12 protein-coding genes are annotated in these 18,595 nt (G+C 71.3%); 5 read left to right on the forward strand and 7 right to left on the reverse strand.

The window, feature by feature from the left end; genetic code table 11:
- Window positions 1–54 precede the first annotated feature (54 nt).
- Window positions 55–2,868 carry a preprotein translocase subunit SecA gene (gene secA / locus AC0682_RS17780; RefSeq protein WP_478533779.1) on the forward strand — a complete coding sequence of 938 codons (2,814 nt, stop codon included), beginning with the start codon at window positions 55–57 and terminating at the stop codon, window positions 2,866–2,868.
- A gap of 68 nt (window positions 2,869–2,936) precedes the next feature.
- Here the strand turns inward: secA and AC0682_RS17785 are convergent, their stop codons facing one another.
- Window positions 2,937–3,383, reverse strand: a complete 447-nt coding sequence (locus AC0682_RS17785; protein ID WP_254812440.1) for an Rv3235 family protein — start codon at window positions 3,381–3,383, stop codon at window positions 2,937–2,939.
- Between the two features lie 280 nt (window positions 3,384–3,663).
- Here AC0682_RS17785 and AC0682_RS17790 point away from each other — a divergent pair, with 280 nt between their 5' ends.
- Window positions 3,664–4,170 carry a DUF6912 family protein gene (locus AC0682_RS17790; RefSeq protein WP_254812441.1) on the forward strand — a complete coding sequence of 169 codons (507 nt, stop codon included), beginning with the start codon at window positions 3,664–3,666 and terminating at the stop codon, window positions 4,168–4,170.
- A 57-nt stretch (window positions 4,171–4,227) separates the two neighbouring features.
- Window positions 4,228–4,905 (forward strand): HAD family hydrolase, encoded by a 678-nt coding sequence (locus tag AC0682_RS17795; RefSeq protein WP_478533781.1) that lies wholly within the window; start codon window positions 4,228–4,230, stop codon window positions 4,903–4,905.
- 280 nt (window positions 4,906–5,185) lie between these two features.
- Here AC0682_RS17795 and AC0682_RS17800 read toward each other — a convergent pair whose 3' ends face one another.
- Window positions 5,186–5,752, reverse strand: coding sequence for a DJ-1/PfpI family protein (locus AC0682_RS17800; RefSeq protein WP_478533783.1), 567 nt, complete (start codon window positions 5,750–5,752; stop codon window positions 5,186–5,188).
- A 414-nt stretch (window positions 5,753–6,166) separates the two neighbouring features.
- Here AC0682_RS17800 and AC0682_RS17805 point away from each other — a divergent pair, with 414 nt between their 5' ends.
- Window positions 6,167–11,152 carry an NAD-glutamate dehydrogenase gene (locus AC0682_RS17805; protein ID WP_478533785.1) on the forward strand — a complete coding sequence of 1,662 codons (4,986 nt, stop codon included), beginning with the start codon at window positions 6,167–6,169 and terminating at the stop codon, window positions 11,150–11,152.
- Window positions 11,153–11,311: 159 nt separating this feature from the next.
- Here AC0682_RS17805 and AC0682_RS17810 read toward each other — a convergent pair whose 3' ends face one another.
- Together AC0682_RS17810 and AC0682_RS17815 are read right to left on the reverse strand one after the other, a co-directional pair.
- The gene (locus AC0682_RS17810) at window positions 11,312–12,085 is read right to left on the reverse strand and encodes an ABC transporter ATP-binding protein (RefSeq protein ID WP_478533907.1); all 774 of its coding nucleotides are present in this window, start codon (window positions 12,083–12,085) and stop codon (window positions 11,312–11,314) included.
- Window positions 12,086–12,095: 10 nt separating this feature from the next.
- Window positions 12,096–13,001, reverse strand: coding sequence for an ABC transporter permease (locus AC0682_RS17815; RefSeq protein ID WP_478533909.1), 906 nt, complete (start codon window positions 12,999–13,001; stop codon window positions 12,096–12,098).
- Between the two features lie 232 nt (window positions 13,002–13,233).
- Here AC0682_RS17815 and AC0682_RS17820 point away from each other — a divergent pair, with 232 nt between their 5' ends.
- A complete protein-coding gene (locus tag AC0682_RS17820) occupies window positions 13,234–13,857 on the forward strand; it encodes a TetR/AcrR family transcriptional regulator (protein ID WP_478533787.1) in 624 nt (207 codons plus the stop codon).
- 335 nt (window positions 13,858–14,192) lie between these two features.
- On the opposite strand, the gene AC0682_RS17825 is transcribed toward AC0682_RS17820, so the two are convergent.
- From AC0682_RS17825 to AC0682_RS17835, 3 genes are all read right to left on the reverse strand, one after another.
- Window positions 14,193–15,422 (reverse strand): hypothetical protein, encoded by a 1,230-nt coding sequence (locus tag AC0682_RS17825; protein WP_478533788.1) that lies wholly within the window; start codon window positions 15,420–15,422, stop codon window positions 14,193–14,195.
- A gap of 937 nt (window positions 15,423–16,359) precedes the next feature.
- Window positions 16,360–17,238, reverse strand: a complete 879-nt coding sequence (locus AC0682_RS17830) for a carbohydrate ABC transporter permease (protein WP_478533789.1) — start codon at window positions 17,236–17,238, stop codon at window positions 16,360–16,362.
- The gene (locus AC0682_RS17835; protein WP_367891567.1) at window positions 17,235–18,521 is read right to left on the reverse strand and encodes a carbohydrate ABC transporter permease; all 1,287 of its coding nucleotides are present in this window, start codon (window positions 18,519–18,521) and stop codon (window positions 17,235–17,237) included. Before AC0682_RS17835 ends, AC0682_RS17830 begins: the two co-directional genes overlap by 4 nt.
- Window positions 18,522–18,595 lie beyond the last annotated feature (74 nt).

Consider the following 18,595-nt stretch of genomic DNA (forward strand, 5'->3'; position numbering starts at 1 on the left):
AGAGTCCATCACACGACCCAGTGCCAGGCCCGACCGGCAAGGAGACCAGCCTCAGTGTCCGTCTTCAACAAGCTCATGCGTGCAGGCGAAGGCAAGATCCTGCGCAAACTGCACCGCATCGCGGACCAGGTCAGCTCCATCGAAGAGGACTTCGTCAACCTCTCCGACGCCGAGCTGCGGGCGCTCACCGACGAGTACAAGGAACGGTACGCGGACGGCGAGAGCCTGGACGACCTGCTCCCCGAGGCGTTCGCCACGATTCGCGAGGCCGCCAAGCGCGTTCTCGGACAGCGCCACTACGACGTACAGATCATGGGCGGAACCGCCCTGCACCTCGGCTATGTGGCCGAGATGAAGACCGGTGAGGGCAAGACCCTCGTCGGCACCCTGCCCGCGTATCTCAACGCGCTCTCCGGCAAGGGCGTGCACCTGATCACGGTCAACGACTACCTGGCCCAGCGCGACTCCGAGCTGATGGGCCGGGTCCACAAGTTCCTGGGCCTGACCGTCGGCTGCATCGTCGCCAACATGACCCCGGCCCAGCGCCGTGAGCAGTACGCCTGCGACATCACGTACGGCACGAACAACGAGTTCGGTTTCGACTACCTCCGCGACAACATGGCGTGGTCCAAGGACGAGCTCGTCCAGCGCGGCCACAACTTCGCCGTGGTCGACGAGGTCGACTCGATCCTCGTCGACGAGGCCCGTACGCCGCTGATCATCTCCGGCCCGGCCGACCAGGCCACCAAGTGGTACGGCGACTTCGCCAAGCTGGTGACCCGTCTCACCAAGGGTGAGGCGGGCAACCAGCTCAAGGGCATCGAGGAGACCGGCGACTACGAGGTCGACGAGAAGAAGCGGACCGTGGGCATCCACGAGTCCGGCGTCGCCAAGGTCGAGGACTGGCTCGGTATCGACAACCTCTACGAGTCGGTCAACACCCCGCTCGTCGGCTATCTGAACAACGCCATCAAGGCGAAGGAACTGTTCAAGAAGGACAAGGACTACGTCGTCATCGACGGCGAGGTCATGATCGTCGACGAGCACACCGGCCGTATCCTCGCCGGCCGCCGCTACAACGAGGGCATGCACCAGGCGATCGAGGCGAAGGAAGGGGTGGACATCAAGGACGAGAACCAGACCCTCGCCACGATCACCCTCCAGAACTTCTTCCGCCTCTACGACAAGCTCTCCGGCATGACCGGTACGGCGATGACCGAGGCCGCCGAGTTCCAGCAGATCTACAAGCTCGGCGTGGTGCCGATCCCGACCAACCGGCCGATGGTCCGGGTCGACCAGTCGGACCTGATCTACCGCACCGAGGTCGCCAAGTTCGCCGCCGTCGTCGACGACATCGCGGAGAAGCACGAGAAGGGCCAGCCGATCCTGGTCGGCACCACCTCGGTCGAGAAGTCCGAGTACCTCTCGCAGCAGCTCTCCAAGCGCGGTGTCCAGCACGAGGTCCTCAACGCCAAGCAGCACGACCGGGAGGCGACGATCGTCGCCCAGGCCGGCCGCAAGGGCGCGGTCACGGTCGCCACGAACATGGCCGGCCGAGGCACCGACATCAAGCTCGGCGGCAACCCGGACGACCTCGCCGAGGCGGAGCTGCGCCAGCGCGGCCTCGACCCGGTGGAGAACGTCGAGGAGTGGGCGGCCGCGCTGCCCGCCGCGCTGGAGGCGGCCGAGCTGGCCGTGAAGGCGGAGTTCGAAGAGGTCAAGGAACTGGGCGGGCTGTACGTCCTCGGCACGGAGCGGCACGAGTCGCGCCGGATCGACAACCAGCTGCGCGGTCGTTCCGGCCGTCAGGGCGACCCGGGCGAGTCCCGTTTCTACCTGTCGCTGGGCGACGACCTGATGCGCCTGTTCAAGGCCCAGATGGTCGAGCGCGTCATGTCGATGGCGAACGTCCCCGACGACGTCCCGATCGAGAACAAGATGGTCACCCGTGCCATCGCCTCCGCCCAGTCGCAGGTCGAGCAGCAGAACTTCGAGACGCGCAAGAACGTCCTGAAGTACGACGAGGTGCTCAACCGGCAGCGTGAGGTCATCTACGGCGAGCGCCGCCGCGTCCTGGAGGGCGAGGACCTCCAGGACCAGATCCGGCACTTCATGGACGACACGATCGACGACTACATCCGGCAGGAGACCGCCGAGGGCTTTGCCGAGGAGTGGGACCTGGACCGGCTGTGGGGCGCCTTCAAGCAGCTCTACCCGGTGAAGGTCACCGTCGAGGAGCTGGAGGAGGAGGCCGGGGACCTGGCGGGCGTCACCGCCGAGTTCATCGCCGAGGCCGTCAAGAACGACATCCACGAGCAGTACGAGGAGCGCGAGAAGACCCTCGGCTCCGACATCATGCGCGAGCTGGAGCGGCGCGTCGTCCTCTCCGTGCTGGACCGCAAGTGGCGTGAGCACCTCTACGAGATGGACTACCTCCAGGAGGGCATCGGCCTGCGGGCCATGGCGCAGAAGGACCCGCTGGTGGAGTACCAGCGCGAGGGCTTCGACATGTTCAACGCCATGATGGAGGGCATCAAGGAGGAGTCCGTCGGCTACCTGTTCAACCTGGAGGTCCAGGTCGAGCAGCAGGTCGAGGAGGTTCCGGTGCAGGACGCGGCCGAGCGCCCGTCGCTGGAGAAGGAGCCCGCCACCCCCCAGATCCGGGCCAAGGGCCTGGAGGCCCCGCAGCGCCCCGACCGGCTGCACTTCTCCGCCCCCACGGTGGACGGCGAGGGCGGGGTCGTCGAGGGCGACTTCGCCACCGACAGCGCCGGTGCGACACGCTCCACCGACGGCATGACGCGCGCCGAGCGCCGCAAGGCGCAGAGGAACAGCGGTGGCAGCGGCGGTCGCCGCCGTAAGAAGTAGCAGCGGCGGTGCCGCAGCGGCAGGGGCCGGACACCTCGGGGTGCCCGGCCCCTGCCGTCGTGCGAGGGTCACCGCCGTCCCGGGCCGACGGGGACCAGGGGCTCGCCGCCCAGTTCCACGGCGGCGCAGCGCCAGCGCTGGTCGGCGCCCTGTTCCAGGCGGAAGGCCATGGCCTGGACCCTGTCTCCCGCCGCGATGCTGGCGAACGCCTCGACCACCCCGGTGGCGGGCTGGGCGCCGTGGCAGTGGCGCAGCACCGGGCGGGTGCCCCGGGCGGCCCCGAGCGGGACGCCGGGGGCCAGTTCGGCGAGCTGGTCGTAGGCGTCACCGATGGTGTGGCCGAGCATCCAGTGCACCGGGCGCTGGCCGCTGAGGACCGCGAGCAGCCGTTCCGCGAACCACTGATGGGGCCGGGGCGGGCGGTGCGGCTGAAGCCGCCGGGATCGCTGGGGAGGTACGGCCTGGGGCCTGCGCCGATCGTGGCGGCCGGCGGGCCTGGAGTTGTTCGTGCTCATGTTCATCGCCCCCGTGACGTGAACCGGGCCCGGTTGATACCGGGCGGTAACTTGTGCTGGGGATCTTCTACGGGGGCGGTCGGCAACACCGCAAGGGGCTCCCGCGCCCAGTCGGGGGTCCGGCGCGATTCACCTATCCGGGGCACGGTCCTTGTGCCGCAAGGGCCGGAGCGGGGGTGACGGGGCGCCGGGCGTGGACGGGTGCCCCCGGTTGCCGAAACCCGAAAGGGGGCTCCCCACGTATCCTGAACGCGTCTTCCGACTACGAAAGCGGCCTGCCATGCGCGTGTACGTCCCCCTGACCCTCTCCGGTCTCGCAGCGGCACACGCGGCCGGCGAGGTCGGCCCGGGGCCGCTGACGGCCTACGCGGTCACGCCCGGGCTGCGCGAGTGGTACGTCTCCGACGACATCGAGGAGCTGGAGTACGCGGCGCTCAGCCGGGCCGCCGCCGCTTCGCTCCGGCTGATCGCCGGGGACCCGGGCGCGGCCCGGCGCCGGATCGTCGTCGCCGTCGACGTCCCCGACGGGGCCGCCACCACCGACCCCGACCAGGGGCTGAGCGCCGCCTCGCTCGGCGAGGTGCGCCTCGCCGCCGCGCTGCCGCTGGCCAAGGCGGCCGCGGTGCACGTGGACGCCGACGAGGCCGAGAAGGACGTGGCCGCGGCAGCGGCGGCCCTGGGGGCGGCGGACCTCGGGGACGACGACGCGCAGTTCACGGTGGACGGGGCGGAGGACCACGAGCTGCTCTGGTTCGGCGTCCAGGAGATTCCGCAGCTCATCGGTTGACGCCCCGCGCACGGCCGGCGCTTCTGCGTTGTCAGACCCTGCGGGTACGTTTTCTGTATGACACCCGGGAAGACACGCACCCATCTGGTCTGGGACTGGAACGGCACGCTGCTCGACGACATCCACGCCGTCATCCACGCGGCGAACGCGGCCTTCGCCGAGGTGGACCTGGCGCCGCTCACCCTGGAGCAGTACCGGGAGACGTACTGCGTGCCCATACCCCGCTTCTACGAGCGGCTCCTGGGCCGGCAGCCCACCGCGGCCGAGTGGGAGCGGATGGACGACATCTTCCACCGGTACTACGCGGAGCGCCGGGTCACCTGCGGGCTCACCGCCGGGGCGGAGGAGCTGCTCGCGCGCTGGAAGCTGGCCGGGCACAGCCAGTCGATCCTGAGCATGTACGGGCACGAGCACCTCGTGCCGGTCGTGCGCGGGTACGGGATCGAGTCCCACTTCGTCCGGGTCGACGGGCGGACGGGTCCCTCGGGCGGAAGCAAAGCGCTCCACATGGAGCGGCACTTCGAGGAGCTGGCGTGCTCGGGCGGGATATCCCCGGAGAACTCGGTGGTCATCGGGGACGCGGTGGACGACGCGGTGGCGGCGGCGCACGTGGGGGCGCGGGCGGTGCTGTACACCGGGGGGGCGCACAGCCGGAGCAGCCTGCTGGCGGCCGGGGTGCCGGTGGTGGACAGTCTGGGGGAGGCGGTGGCGCTGGCGGAGACGTTTTCCGCGTAGCGGGTGTGGTGAGGGCGTGCGGGGGCGGTGCGGCGGGGCGCGGAGCGCTGCCCCGGGCCCGGTCCTCAGGCGCCGGACGGGCTGAAGAGTGGCCTCAGACGCCAGACGGGCTGGATTTGCCGGGCGAGCTGGTTTGGTTCGGTGGCTGGGGCAGCTGGGCGTGAAAAGACGTCCTCAAACGCCGGACCGGCTGGACTTGGCCGGACGGCCGGACAGGCCGGATGTGGGCGGGTCGGGCTGGGGCGGCTGCGGTGAGCGGATGTGGCTGGATGTGGTCGGGTCAGCTGGATCGGCTGGTTGCGCGGAGCACCCTCAGGAACTCCCGCATCCACGCCGGGTGGTCCGGCCAGGCCCGGGAAGAGATCAGGGGGCCGTCCACCACCGCCTCCGTGTCCTGGAACTCCGCGCCCGCGCTCTGCATGTCCGGCTCCAGTGCGGGGTACGCCGTGACGCGGCGGCCGCTGAGGTTGCCGGTGGCCGCGGTGATCAGGGGGCCGTGGCAGATCTGGGCGACCGGGCGGTCCGCGGAGAAGAAGGCGCCGATGATCTTGCGCAGCTCGGCGTTGTTGCGAAGGTACTCCGGGGCCCTGCCGCCGGGGATCACCAGGGCGATGTAGGCTCCGGGGTCCACCTCGGAGAAGGCCAGGTCGGCGGGGAGGGTGTAGCCGGGCTTCTCCGTGTAGGTGTCGTAGCCGGGCTCGAAGTCGTGGACCACGAAGCGCAGCGTCTTGCGTTCGGGGGCCGCGATATCGACCTCGTACCCTTCCTCCAGCAGCCGCTGGTAGGGGTAGAGCACTTCGAGGGACTCGGCGGCGTCGCCGGTGACGATGAGGACCTTCTCGGGCATGACGCGCTCCTCAGGGCTCGTGGGGCTGTTTCCGCGCCCCCGGTAACAGGTTGCCCCCGTTGCGTACATTCGCCAAGGCCATGCACCGCACTGTCCGAAGTGTCGAAGTTCGATGTCTTCTTTTGTACACATGCGGCTCATGACGGGGTGGGGTGAAGGGGCGATAGCCTGGTGCCGTGATCAGCGCGATATGCCTCGGGGGCAGCGAAGCCCCCGGCCGCCGCCCGGAGTGCCACCGCACCCGGGCGATCCGCGATCTCCCGACCCCGGACCGGCCGCCACGCACGGCCCACACGGTCCCGGGTGACTCTCGAAGCGGCATAGCGTCGACCCCGACCGGAACCCCTGTGTCGTGGCGGTACGTCGCCTTTCTCACCTACGTCACGCAACGGCGCGCGACAGGAGCCAGAGGACATGCAGACCAAGCTGGACGAAGCCAAGGCCGAGCTGCTCGCACGGGCTGCCCAGGTAGCTGACAACGCCTCGGGCGGTGGTGTCGGTGGCCCGGGCGGTACCCCCCGGGTGCGGGTCGCCGCCGACGAGGACGCCCGTCCACGTCAGGACGCGGCGCTCGCCTACCTTCAGCGCTACTACCTGCATACGGCTCCCGAGGACCTCAGCGGCCGGGACCCGGAAGACGTCTACGGCGCCGCCGCCTCGCACTACCGGCTCGCCGAGAACCGTCCGCAGGGCACCGCCAACGTCCGCGTGCACACGCCGACCGTCGAGGAGAACGGCTGGACCTGCAGCCACTCGATCGTCGAGGTCGTCACGGACGACATGCCGTTCCTGGTCGACTCCGTCACCAACGAGCTGTCCCGGCAGGGCCGCGGCATCCACGTCGTGATCCACCCACAGGTCACCGTCCGCCGCGATGTCACCGGCAAGCTCATCGAGGTCCTCTCCGGGGGCCCCGGCACCCCGAAGGCCTTCAAGGCGGGCCGGAGCACCAAGGCCGAGCTGCCGCACGACGCGCTCGTCGAGTCCTGGATCCACGTCGAGATCGACCGCGAGACCGACCGCGCCGACCTCCAGCAGATCACCACCGACCTGCGCCGCGTCCTGTCCGACGTACGGGAGGCCGTCGAGGACTGGGGGAAGATGCGCGACGCCGCCCTCCGGATCGCCGACGACCTGCCGGGCGAGCCGCTCGACGACCTCCCCGACGAGGAGGTCGAGGAGGCCCGCGAGCTGCTGCGCTGGCTCGCCGCCGACCACTTCACCTTCCTCGGCTACCGCGAATACGAGCTGAAGGACAGCGACGCCCTCGCCGCCGTACCCGGCACCGGCCTCGGCATCCTCCGCTCCGACCCGCAGCACAGCGTGGACGAGGACCACCCGGTCAGCCCGTCCTTCGACCGGCTCCCCGCCGACGCCCGCGCCAAGGCCCGCGAGCACAAGCTGCTGGTCCTGACGAAGGCCAACAGCCGGGCCACCGTGCACCGCCCCAGCTACCTCGACTACGTCGGAGTGAAGAGGTTCGACGCCAAGGGCAACGTCGTCGGTGAGCGCCGCTTCCTCGGCCTCTTCTCCTCCGCCGCCTACACCGAGTCCGTGCGCCGGGTGCCCGTCATCCGCCGCAAGGTCGCCGAAGTGGTGGAGGGCGCGGGCTTCTCGTACAACAGCCACGACGGCCGCGACCTGCTCCAGATCCTGGAGACCTACCCGCGCGACGAGCTGTTCCAGACCCCCGTCGACCAACTCCGCGCCGTCGTCACCTCCGTGCTCTACCTCCAGGAGCGCCGCCGACTCCGGCTCTACCTGCGCCAGGACGAGTACGGGCGCTACTACTCCGCGATCGTCTACCTCCCGCGCGACCGGTACACCACCGGCGTACGCCTGCGGCTGATCGACATCCTCAAGGAGGAGCTGGGCGGCACCAGCGTCGACTTCACCGCCTGGAACACCGAATCGATCCTCTCCCGGCTGCACTTCGTCATCCGGGTCCCCCCGGGCACCGAACTGCCGCATCTCACGGACGCCGACGCCGACCGCATCGAGGCCCGCCTCGTCGAGGCCGCCCGCTCCTGGGCCGACGGCTTCGGAGAGGCCCTCAACGCCGAACTGGGCGAGGAGCGCGCCGCCGAACTCCAGCGCCAGTACGGCCACTCCTTCCCCGAGGGCTACAAGGCCGACCACTCGCCGCGCGCCGCCGTGGCCGACCTGGTCCACCTGGAGACCCTCAAGGAGGGCCACAACGACTTCGCCCTCAGCCTGTACGAGCCGGTCGGCGCGGGCCCCGGCGAGCGCCGCTTCAAGATCTACCGGACCGGCGAGCAGGTCTCCCTCTCCGCCGTCCTCCCGGCCCTCCAGCAGCTCGGCGTCGAGGTCGTCGACGAGCGCCCCTACGAGCTGCGCTGCGCCGACCGCACGCACGCCTGGATCTACGACTTCGGGCTGCGGATGCCGCAGGCCGGCAGCGGCGGCCACCTCGCCGACGACGCGCGCGACCGCTTCCAGGAGGCGTTCGCCGCCGTCTGGAAGGGCGAGGCGGAGAACGACGGCTTCAACGCGCTGGTGCTCGGCGCCGGGCTGAACTGGCGCCAGGCCATGGTGCTGCGCGCCTACGCGAAGTACCTGCGGCAGGCCGGTTCGACCTTCAGCCAGGACTACATGGAGTCCACGCTCCGCAACAACGTCCACACCACCCGGCTGCTCGTCTCGCTCTTCGAGGCCCGGATGTCGCCCGGCCGCCAGCGGGCGGGCACCGAGCTGACCGACGGGCTCCTGGAGGAGCTGGACGGGGCCCTGGACCAGGTCGCCTCGCTCGACGAGGACCGCATCCTGCGCTCCTTCCTCACCGTCATCAAGGCGACCCTGCGCACCAACTTCTTCCAGAACGCGGACGACGGCACCCCGCACGCGTACGTCTCGATGAAGTTCGACCCGCAGGCCATCCCGGACCTGCCCGCGCCCCGCCCCGCGTACGAGATCTGGGTCTACTCGCCGCGCGTGGAGGGCGTCCACCTGCGCTTCGGCAAGGTCGCCCGCGGTGGTCTGCGCTGGTCGGACCGGCGGGAGGACTTCCGTACGGAGGTGCTCGGCCTGGTCAAGGCGCAGATGGTGAAGAACACCGTCATCGTGCCCGTCGGCGCCAAGGGCGGCTTCGTCGCCAAGCAGCTCCCGGACCCGTCCGTGGACCGGGACGCCTGGTTCGCGGAGGGCATCGCCGCCTACCGCACCTTCATCTCGGCGCTCCTCGACATCACCGACAACATGGTGGCCGGCGAGGTCGTGCCGCCCGCCGACGTCGTCCGCCACGACGAGGACGACACCTACCTCGTCGTCGCCGCCGACAAGGGCACCGCCAGCTTCTCCGACATCGCCAACGAGGTCGCCGTCACCTACGGCTTCTGGCTCGGGGACGCGTTCGCCTCCGGCGGTTCGGCCGGATACGACCACAAGGGCATGGGCATCACCGCCCGGGGCGCCTGGGAGTCCGTCAAGCGGCACTTCCGGGAGCTGGGCCACGACACCCAGACCCAGGACTTCACCGTCGTCGGCGTCGGGGACATGTCCGGTGACGTGTTCGGCAACGGCATGCTGCTCTCCGAGCACATCCGCCTGGTCGCCGCCTTCGACCACCGGCACATCTTCATCGACCCGGCCCCGGACGCGGCCACCTCGTACGCCGAGCGCCGCCGCCTCTTCGAGCTGCCCCGCAGCTCCTGGGCCGACTACGACACCGACCTGCTCTCCGCGGGCGGCGGCATCCACCCGCGCAGCGCCAAGTCGATCCCGCTGAACAACCACGTCCGCGAGGCGCTCGGCATCGACGCCTCGGTCAGCAAGATGACGCCCGCCGAGCTGATGCAGGCCATCCTCAAGTCCCCCGTCGACCTGCTGTGGAACGGCGGCATCGGCACGTACATCAAGGCCGTCTCCGAGTCGAACGCCGACGTCGGTGACAAGGCCAACGACGCGATCCGCGTCAACGGCGAGGAGCTGCGGGCCAAGGTCGTCGGCGAGGGCGGCAACCTGGGCGCCACCCAGCTCGGCCGGATCGAGTTCGCCCGCAGCGGCGGCCGGATCAACACCGACGCGATCGACAACAGCGCCGGGGTGGACACCTCCGACCACGAGGTGAACATCAAGATCCTGCTCAACGGGCTGGTCCGGGACGGCGACATGACCGTCAAGCAGCGCAACAAGCTGCTGGCCGACATGACCGAAGAGGTCGGCGCGCTCGTCCTGCGCAACAACTACGCGCAGAACGTCGCCCTCGCCAACGCCTCCGCCCAGGCCCCCTCCCTCCTCCACGCCCAGCAGCGCTTCATGCGCCGCCTGGAGCGGGACGGGGCGCTCGACCGGGACCTGGAGTTCCTCCCCGCCGACCGGCACATCCGCGAGCTGCTGGGCAACGACACCGGACTCACCCAGCCCGAGCTGGCCGTGCTGCTCGCCTACACCAAGATCACGACGGCGGACGAGTTGATCTCCACCGTCCTGCCCGACGACCCGCACCTCCAGAAGCTCGTGCACGCCTACTTCCCGAGCGAGCTGCGCGAGCGGTTCCCCGAGGCGGTGGACGGGCACGCGCTGCGCCGCGAGATCATCACGACGGTGCTGGTCAACGACACGGTGAACACCGCCGGTTCGACCTTCCTGCACCGGCTGCGGGAGGAGACCGGGGCGTCGATCGAGGAGATCGTACGGGCCCAGTTCACGGCCCGCGAGATCTTCGGACTCGCTCAGGTGTGGGACGCGGTCGAGGCCCTGGACAACCAGGTCGCCGCCGATGTCCAGACCCGGATCCGGCTGCACTCGCGGCGCCTGGTCGAGCGCGGTTCACGCTGGCTGCTGGGCAACCGGCCGCAGCCCGTCGCCATCGCGGAGACCATCGAAGGGTTCCGGGACGGGGTCGAGCAGGTCTGGAACGAGCTGCCCAAGCTGCTGCGCGGTGCCGACCTGGACTGGTACCACTCGATCCTGGACGAGCTGACGGCCGCCGGGGTGCCGAGCGAGCTGGCGGTCCGGGTCGCCGGATTCTCCTCCGCCTTCCCGGCGCTGGACATCGTCGCCATCGCGGACCGCACGGGCAAGGACCCGCTGGAGGTCGCGGAGGTCTACTACGACCTGGCGGACCGGCTGCGGATCACCCAGCTCATGGACCGGATCATCGAGCTGCCGCGGGCCGACCGCTGGCAGTCCATGGCCCGTGCATCGATCCGCGAGGACCTGTACGCGGCGCACGCGGCGCTCACGGCGGACGTGCTGAGCGTGGGGAACGGGACCTCCACGCCGGAGGAGCGGTTCCGGGCGTGGGAGGAGAAGAACGCGGCGATCCTGGCGCGGTCGCGGTCGACGCTGGAGGAGATCCAGGGGTCGGACGCGTTCGATCTGGCGAATCTGTCGGTGGCCATGCGGACGATGCGGACGTTGTTGCGTACGCACGCGTAGGCGTTGCCGTACGGGGTGAGGGGGCCGGTGCCGTCGGTGGCGCCGGCCCCCTCGGCGTGGAGGTCCGTCCTCGAACGCCTGACGGGCTGAAAGATGTCCTCAAGCGCCGGACGGGCTGGATGCGTGCGGACGGGCTGGGGGAGCGCGTGGGGACAGCCCCTACGCGCGCTTCGTGAACGCCTCGTACGCCGCCACCACTTCCTTCGCCGGGCCGTCCATCCGCAGGGTGCCCGCCTCCAGCCACAGGGCCCGGTCGCAGGTCTCGGTGATGGACTTGTTGCTGTGGCTGACCAGGAAGACCGTGCCCGCCTCGGCGCGCAACTCCTGGATGCGGTCCTTGCTGCGGCGCTGGAACTTCGCGTCGCCCGTGGAGAGCGCCTCGTCGATCAGGAGCACGTCATGGCTCTTGGCCGCCGCGATGGAGAAGCGGAGGCGGGCGCCCATGCCGGAGGAGTACGTCCGCATCGGCAGCGTGATGAAGTCGCCCTTCTCGTTGATGCCGGAGAAGTCGACGATGTCGTCGTAGCGTTCGCGGATCTGCTCGCGCGTCATCCCCATCGCCAGCCCGCCCAGCACCACGTTCCGCTCGCCCGTCAGATCGCCCATCAGGGCCGCGTTCACCCCGAGCAGCGACGGCTGGCCCCGGGTGTGGACCTTGCCCCGGCTCGGCGGGAGCAGCCCCGCGATGGCCTTGAGCAGCGTCGACTTGCCCGAGCCGTTGGAGCCGATCAATCCGATCGCCTCACCCTTGTACGCGGCGAAGCTGACCCCCTTCACGGCGTGCACCTGGCGTGCGCCGGGGGTACGGCGGCGCGAGGCGATCCGGCTGAGCGCCGAGGTCGCGCTGCCCCTGCCCGTGCGGGCGCCGTTGACCGTGTACGAGATGTGGACGTCGTCCACCACGACGGTCGGGACGCGGAGGTCGTCGGCGATGTCCTTGGGCTCAGCCACGTCCGTACGTCTCCTCCGCCTTCCAGAAGTACACGAACCCCGCCACCCCGCACAGCAGCGCCCACCCCGCCGAGACCGCCCACGCGTGCGGCGGCAGCTGCCCCGCGCCGTAGCTGTCGATGAGCGCGAACCGCATGAGGTTGATGGAGAGCGCCGCCGGGTTGTACTCCAGCGCCACCATCACCGCGTGCGGCACCCGGTCGCCCGCCAGCAGCTGTTCCAGGCTCCACATCACCCCGGACGCGTACATCCAGGTCCGCAGCACGAACGGCATCAGCTGCGCGATGTCCGGGGTCTTCGCCGTCAGCCGTGCCACCGCCATCGAGACTCCGGTGTTGAACACCGCCTGGAGGGCGAGGGCCGGGACCGCCAGCAGCCAGGACGGGCGCGGGTACTGCCCGAAGGCCAGCAGGATCAGCGCCAGCGCGCCCAAGGAGAACAGCAGCTGCTGCAACTGCTGGAGCGCCAGCGCCACCGGCAGCGAGGCCCGGGGGAAGTGCAGGGCCCGGACCAGCCCGATGTTGCCGCTGATCGCCCGGGTGCCCGCGGTGATCGAGCTGCTGGTGAAGGTCCAGACGAAGACCCCGGTCACCAGGAACGGGACGAAGTCCTCCACCCCGTGCCTGGTGTTCAGCAGGACACCGAAGATGAAGTAGTAGACCGCCGCGTTCAGCAGCGGCGTCATGATCTGCCAGATCTGGCCCAGCTTCGCCTGGCTGTACTGGGCCGTCAGCTTGGCCGTCGCGAACGCGGAGATGAAGTGTCGTCGGCCCCAGAGCTGCCCGACGTACGCCGGCAGCGAGGGCCGGGCTCCGCTCACCTTCAGCCCGTGTCGGGCGGCGAGGGCCGCCAGCTCGCCGGGAGCGTAGGTGGGGGCGCCCGGCGCGGGGGTGCTCACCGGGGGTGGCGGGGCTGCTGTCTGGCTCACCACGAACGATCACTTTCGGCGAAGGAGGGGAGGGGGAAGAAGCGGCAGAAGCGGGAGGAAGAGGGCGGAAGGTGGAGGAGGGACGGTACGGCCTCGTAGGGACGCCCTCGTTGGGACGGGACCGTATCGTCGTAACGCCGAGAGTAGGACGCTTGTACGTCGCAACGCAACCGTCCCGTCGTGGCGCACTATCATTCGGGCCATGACCACCGAACGCGGAACCCGCCGCCGCGCCCCCGCGGGCGCCGCCGTCCTGCGCGAGGACGTCACCGACGCCATCCGCGCGGCCGTCTTCGAGGAGCTGGCCGCGGTGGGGTTCGCCCGGATGTCCATCGAGGGCATCGCGCGGCGCGCGGGCGTCGGCAAGACCGCCGTCTACCGCCGCTGGAAGTCCAAGCTCGCTCTCGTCCTCGACCTGGTCGCGGCCGTCGCCGCGCAGGGGATGCCCGCCCCGGCCACCGGTTCGCTGTACGGCGATGTGCGCGCCGTCCTGGAACTCGCCGCCTATGCCCTGCGCCACCCGGTCGCCTCGCAGGTCATCCCGGACCTGCTGGTGGAGGCCGCCCGCAATCCGGAGATCTCCGAGGCGATCAAGGCCGCCCTCCTCGACCAGCAGCAGGGCGTCGCCGCCGTGGTGGTGCGGGAGGCGGTGGCCCGGGGCGAGCTGCCCGAGGGGAGCGATCCGGACCGGGCGCTCGACCTGATCGTCGGACCGCTCTACTGGCGCCTGGTCGTGGTCCGGGGCGAGCTGCCGAAGGGGTACCTGGACGATCTGGCCACCTCGGCGGTCGCCGCCCTCCGGAGCGGTGACCCGGCCGGGAGCTGAGCAGGTCCCATGGGGGGGGCCGGGCCGGCCCCGGCGGGGCGCAACCGATCCCGCTGGAGGGAGTCGGCCCCGCGGGAACCGGGCCGATCCGGCCTGCCGGCCGGGCGCTCAGGCGGTCCTGCTGGGGGTCAGCCGGCCTTCCAGGGAGCGGGTTCGGTCTTCCGGCGGGCACCGAGCCCCGCCGGTGCGCTCACCGCTCCGGTACGCGAGCCCCGCCGGTGCGCTCACCGCTCCGGTACGCGAGCCCCGCCGGTGCGCTCACGGCTCCGGTACGCGAGCCCCGCCGGTGCGCTCACGGCTCCGGTACGCGCCGACGTCCTGCCCGTACGGAAACGTCACCGCTCCGGTACGCGCGCCAGCACCTCTCCCGTACGCGGGCTGTAGGCCAGCACCGACGCGTCCCCCGGCAGCTTCTGGAGCCGGGTCAGCAACACCCACCGCACCCCGTAGCGCCCGGTGATCCGGTCCCGCTCCTCCTGCGGGGTCGCCGCCTTCAGATACTCCGCCACCGCCCGGCCCCGGGCCTGTCGCTCCGCCGCCGGGAGCCCCGCGTCCGGCAGTCCTTCCGCGAGGACGTACGCCCCGTGCCCGGCCAGCGCGTACATCGCCGGGCGGCTGTCCGTCAGCACCACCTCACCGGGCGGGATGTGCGCGGTGGCCCAGGTGTACGGCTCCCCGGTCACCGGGGCCCCGCCGGTCGCCGGGCCGCTCGTGGTCCCGGCCGAAGGGCGGGCCTGCTCGGCGGTGAGCCCGTTGTAGTACGGCCACGCCGCCGCCACGGACGCCGCACAGAGCCCGGCCAGCGCCCACCGCCGTACCGTCGGCCTGATCCGGGTCCGCTGCACCACCGCGACCAGCGCGACCACGCCAAGCGCCGCCCCGAACGCCGTCGGCGGATGCACCAGCAGGACGAGCCCGAGCAGCACCCCGATCCCGGCCGCCTCCGCCCACCGGGGGGACCGCCCCGGCAGTCGCCCGGCGACCGGGCGGGGGACCCGGGTGACCGCGCGCCCGGTCCACGCCCACAGATGCAGGGTGACCGCCACCGCGAACGTGCTCGGCGCGCTCCACCGTCCCGGGTCGGCCCAGTGGATCAGGGCCAGCGGGATCAGGGCGAGGACCGGCACCCAGCGGTTCGGGGTCAGCACGCGGGCCAGTCGGCCGATCCCGGTCAGCAGCAGCGCCAGGTCCACCGCCGCCGACAGTGCCAGCACGGTCTGCCCGGAGAGCCCGCTCGCCCGGGCGGCCAGGCCCTGGAGCACGGCGTACGGGGAGTAGTGCGCGCTGGCGACGGCGGGCAGGTCCGTCATCGGGAACGCGGGGTGCAGCAGGCTGACGCGCAGCCGTTCGACGACGGCCGCGTTCAGCCCGGCCTCGCAGCACATGGGCACCTGCCAGGCCGCCGCCGAGAGCACCGCCCACAGCAGACCGCCCAGCAGGACGTAGGGCGAGGGCAGCCACCGGGGCGCTACGACGTACTCGTCGACGCCGTCGGCCCCCGCGCGCGGGGGCGCGGAGGGAGGAGCGTCGGACGGGGCGGGGGTGGCGGAAGAGGGGAGGGACACAGCACATGGGTTCCGTGTCCGGGCCGGTCCCTCCCGGCCGCCACTCTTCCGGGGGAAGCAGGGAGGCGAACCGGCAGCGGACCCGGCGCCCGGGCCCCGAAAGCCCGGGCAGACGCCGCGCACGGTGTCCCGGTGGGGCTCCGGGCCGTCCGTGTGCAGGAGCATGGGGAGGCCCGTGCCGTTCGGTGGATGAGCATCGGGAGGCCCGCCAGCGTGACGTCGGACACCGGCCCCGCGTACTCCGTGACCAGCACGTCGCCGACGGGCGGCCCGGCCTCCAGCACCTCGCCCCGTACGCCGGTGACCTGCGTGGCAACGGGGTGCGAAGCGGCTGGGGAGGGCAGTACCGGCCGTTGGGCCGACCGGTGCGCCAGGTGGCGAGATGCCGGCCGTCGGAGTAGGGGGTGCCGGTCGGGCCGGTGCCGAGGCGGCCGAGCGGGGGGCAGTGCCAGCTGGACGGCCGTCCGTCCGGGGCGCCGCTCGAACCGGGCGTGCAGGTGGTCGTCCGTGACGACGCGGCGTGCGCGCGCGGCGCCTCGTCCCAGGCGCCGCCCGCGCCACCTACGGAGAGGACGGTGACGGTGAGCGGGAACGGGTACGTGCGCGGGGACGCGGCGGCCGACGTGGTGGTGCGCCGGGCGCCGGGTCGGTGCGCCTCGCGCTGGATCCGTGCACCGTACGCTCCGCTTCTCGACCGGAGCGCCGGTCCCGCCACGATGGTCGGCCGGCCGTTGTTCCGCCGCTCAGGGGCGAGGACCGGGCCCCGCAGGGCGCGCGGGGCGGCCGTCCCGGTGGAGGGCCCGGCGGCCCGCGGGGGGTGCGCGGTGAGGCGGCCCGGTCCCGGAGAACGGGGCCGCCTCGGACCGTTCGTACGGCTGTACGTGCCGCCGTACGAACGGTCCGGTCAACAGGCTTCCTCACGAGGCCACTCGACCGGCTACTTGACCGCCCCCGCCATGACGCCCGAGACGAACTGTCGCTGGAAGGCGAAGAACACCGCGAGGGGGATCACCATCGACACGAACGCGCCCGGCGCCAGTACGTCGATGTTGTTGCCGAACTGCCTCACCTGCTGCTGCAACGCCACGGTGATCGGCGGCGAGTCGGAGCCCGCGAAGATCAGCGCCACCAGCATGTCGTTCCACACCCACAGGAACTGGAAGATCCCGAGCGAGGCGATCGCCGGACCGCCCAGCGGCATCACGACCCGGGTGAAGAGGCGGATCTCGCCCGCCCCGTCGAGCCGCGCCGCCTCCAGCAGTTCGCGAGGGATCTGCGCGAAGAAGTTCCGCAGCAGGAAGATCGCGAACGGCAGCCCGAAGGCCGTGTGGAACAGGACCACCCCGAGCGTCGTCTCGAAGATCCCCAGGGTGCCGAAGAGTTCGGAGACCGGGATCAGGGCGACCTGCACGGGCACCACCAACAGGCCGACGACCACGAGGAACCACCAGTCCCGGCCGGGAAAGTCCAGCCAGGCGAAGGCGTATCCGGCGAACGAGCCGATCACCACCACCAGGACGGTGGACGGGACGGTGATCATCACGGTGTTGAGGAGCGAGCCGGTGATCGTCGAATTGTCCAGCAGGCGCTGGTAGTTGGAGAAGGTCAGCTCGGACGGGGCGGTGAGGACCTGCCACCAGCCGGTGGCGGCGATGTCCTCGGACCCCCGGAGCGAGGAGAGGAACAGCCCGATCGTCGGCATGATCCAGAACAGGGCGACCAGGACCAGGAGGACCCGTATCACCCCGCCGCCGGCCCGGGCGGCGATCCGGGCACCGAGGGACCGGGTGGGTCCGGGCTTGGTGGGCGTACTCATCGCTGCCTCTCCTTCCGTATCCGCCGGATGTTGAACAGCATCACCGGCAGCACCAGGAGCAGCAGAAGCACCGCGATGGCGCTGCCGATGCCCAGGTCGGCGTCCGTGCCGAAGGAGGAGCGGTACAGCTGGAGGGCCAGGACGTTGGCGTCGTCCTGGGTGGAGCCCGGCGCGATGATGAAGACCAGGTCGAAGACCTTCAGCACGTTGATCATCAGCGTCACCAGCACCACCGCCAGCACGGGCGCCAGCATCGGGACGGTGATCCGGCGGAACACCTGCCACTCGTTGGCGCCGTCCACCCGGGCCGCCTCCAGGAGTTCGCGCGGCAGCCCGGCCAGACCGGCCGCGATCAGCACCATCGCGAACCCGGCCCACATCCACACGTAGCTCCCGATGATCGCGGGGGTCACGAGTGTCGGGCCGAGCCAGTCGACCCCGTTGTACGGCTCGCGGAAGTTGTCCGCGGGCAGCCGCAGTCGGGCCCCGTCCGCCGACGCGGGCAGGGTGAACACCCCGTCGGCCCCGGCGGTCGCGGTGGCGACGACCCTGCCGTCCCGGACCGCCTCCACCTTCAGTCCCTTCAGCCCCAGCTCCTGGGGGTCGACGACATTGGGCTTCCCGCCGCCGCCCCGGGTGAAGTCCAGCCAGGCGGTGCCGGTGATCGCGTCCCCGTCCGCCACCGGGTCGGCCTGGGCGGGGCGGGCGTCGGCGGGCATCGCGGCCGGGGCCACGCCGACCAGCGGCACCTGGACCGGCACCCCCGCCCGTACCGGTTCCTTGGAGACGTACGACCCGTCCTCGCCCTTCTCCAGCGGATGGACGGGCAGCGGCCGCGCCTTGGGGAAGCCGGCCGACTCGCTGAACACGTCGTGCACGCTCACCGCGACGGCGTTGGCCACCCCGCGCTCGGGCGCCTGGTCGTAGACGAGCCGGAAGATGATGCCCGCCGCCAGCATCGAGATCGCCATCGGCATGAAGACGATCAGCTTGAACGCCGTGCCCCAGCGGATGCGTTCGGTCAGCACCGCGAAGATCAGGCCCAGCGCGGTCGCGACGGTCGGGGCGAAGACCACCCAGATGGCGTTGTTCTTCACCGCGGTGAGGATCGTGTCGTCGGTGAAGAGCGCCGTGTAGTTGTCGATCCCGGCGAAGCCCGTACCGGCCTGGTCGAAGAACGACCGGTAGACCGAGTAGCCGATCGGGTAGACCACCAGCGCGCCGAGCAGCACCAGCGCGGGGAGCAGGAACGCGGCCGCGATGACCTTGCGGGTCCCGGTCACGCCCCGGGCCCCGGGCCTCGGGGACGGGGGCTGGTCCGTGGAGGCGGAGGGCGCCGCGCCGGCGCCCTCCGCGT

It is taken from the genome of Streptomyces sp. NPDC043746, from assembly GCF_056436485.1.

Bases quoted from the DNA above. Each gene is read 5' to 3' on its own strand.
- AC0682_RS17805 (WP_478533785.1), top strand. From the start codon at position 6,167: ATGCAGACCAAGCTGGACGAAGCCAAGGCCGAGCTGCTCGCACGGGCT.
- AC0682_RS17830 (WP_478533789.1), bottom strand. From the start codon at position 17,238: ATGAGTACGCCCACCAAGCCCGGACCCACCCGGTCCCTCGGTGCCCGG.
- AC0682_RS17800 (WP_478533783.1), bottom strand. From the start codon at position 5,752: ATGCCCGAGAAGGTCCTCATCGTCACCGGCGACGCCGCCGAGTCCCTC.
- AC0682_RS17785 (WP_254812440.1), bottom strand. From the start codon at position 3,383: ATGAGCACGAACAACTCCAGGCCCGCCGGCCGCCACGATCGGCGCAGG.
- AC0682_RS17790 (WP_254812441.1), top strand. From the start codon at position 3,664: ATGCGCGTGTACGTCCCCCTGACCCTCTCCGGTCTCGCAGCGGCACAC.
- AC0682_RS17795 (WP_478533781.1), top strand. From the start codon at position 4,228: ATGACACCCGGGAAGACACGCACCCATCTGGTCTGGGACTGGAACGGC.
- AC0682_RS17820 (WP_478533787.1), top strand. From the start codon at position 13,234: ATGACCACCGAACGCGGAACCCGCCGCCGCGCCCCCGCGGGCGCCGCC.